2 protein-coding genes are annotated in these 1,435 nt (G+C 43.9%); one reads left to right on the forward strand and one right to left on the reverse strand.

Annotated features, from left to right (window positions below):
* A partial coding sequence (locus A3729_RS22380) for a diguanylate cyclase (protein WP_068634301.1) occupies positions 1 to 993 on the forward strand: 993 nt, incomplete at its 5' end.
* A 30-nt stretch (positions 994 to 1,023) separates the two neighbouring features.
* On the opposite strand, the gene A3729_RS22385 is transcribed toward A3729_RS22380, so the two are convergent.
* On the reverse strand, positions 1,024 to 1,435 hold a 412-nt coding region (locus tag A3729_RS22385; RefSeq protein WP_156498080.1), incomplete at its 5' end, for a GGDEF domain-containing protein.

The following is a 1,435-nucleotide window of genomic DNA, read 5'->3' on the forward strand; positions in this document are numbered from 1 at the left end:
AACCCTTCCGTAGACTTATTAGGTGTTAAATCAGCTTTAGTTCAGACTAAAGACCTGCTTTCACAGTATTTGATAGAGTCCTTCTCTCCTAAAGGTGACCCGCAAGAGTTCTACGCGAAGTTAAGCGACTTGTATCAATTAGTATACGCGCATAATCAGCTTGTTTTATCGGTGACTGACCGTGTATTGGCGAAAAATTACCAGCAGAGCATTGAGCGCTTATCCTTGTTCTATATCAGCGTCGCTTTCTTCTCCTTGGTTTTGCTCTACTTGTCAGTCGGTTTATATAAGTCTGTTAGCTCTGCTATAGGTGAATTAACTGGCGCTGCAGATCGTGTAGCTATGGGAAATTATGATCAAGCGATTGAGATTGGAACGCATGATGAATTACTGACAGTTGCTCGGGCCATGGAGCATATGCGTCTAAGCATTAAGGAGCGTGAAGAACGCTTGGAACTAATNAGCCAGATTGATGGTTTGACTCAACTTTATAACCGGCCATTCTTTGATCAAGCAATGGATATATCCTTGGCTAATAGTCGCCGAAACATGACGCCGCTTACCTTGGTTATGATGGATATCGATCATTTTAAAAAGGTAAATGATACCTATGGCCACCAGGCGGGTGATGAGTGTTTAAAACTGATTGCTCGCTTAATGAAGAAACAGTATCAGCGACAAACAGATATAGTGGCTCGTTATGGTGGTGAAGAATTCATTGCGATTCTCTACGGTCAGACTCAAGAGGAGGCCCTATTGCAAACCGAGAAACTTCGAAGGGCAATTGAAGACGCAAATATGACTTATCAAGGCAAAACAATACCGATGACTGCAAGTTTTGGCTTGGCAAGCATGGCACCACCAGAGTGGCAGAAAGGTGAATCATTGGTGGGGTTTGCTGATAGTGCTTTGTACCAGGCAAAAGAAAGTGGCCGGAATCGTATTTGTATCGGAGGTCAGTCAGGTGGCCATGAGACTCAAAATACCGCTTGATAAGGTTCTATAAGACCTAAGGCCGATCTTTTATAGCTGATCAGCTACAGTAACCTGATTTCTTCCTTGACTTTTTGCCTGGTAAAGGGCTTTGTCAGCCTGTTTTACCAGATCTTGCCAGGCTTCCACTCTGGATTCCACGACACCAATACTGACGGTTAGCACGCCTTTGTCTGATTCAATGTGAGGGATTTGTAATGCCTCGATAGCTGCCCTGACTCGCTCGGCACATATTCTGGCTTGTTGGCCAATACTTCCGGGCATCAGAATTAATAGCTCTTCGCCGCCATAGCGAAATACTCTGTCTGAGGTGCGCAGCGTTGATTTAACAGTTTGAGCAACTTGTCTGAGCGCATCATCTCCTGATTGATGCCCATAGTAATCGTTATACTTCTTGAAAAAGTCGATATCCACTAAAGCTAGACTATAACTATTCTGGGTT

It is taken from the genome of Oleiphilus sp. HI0043 (genome assembly GCF_001634935.1).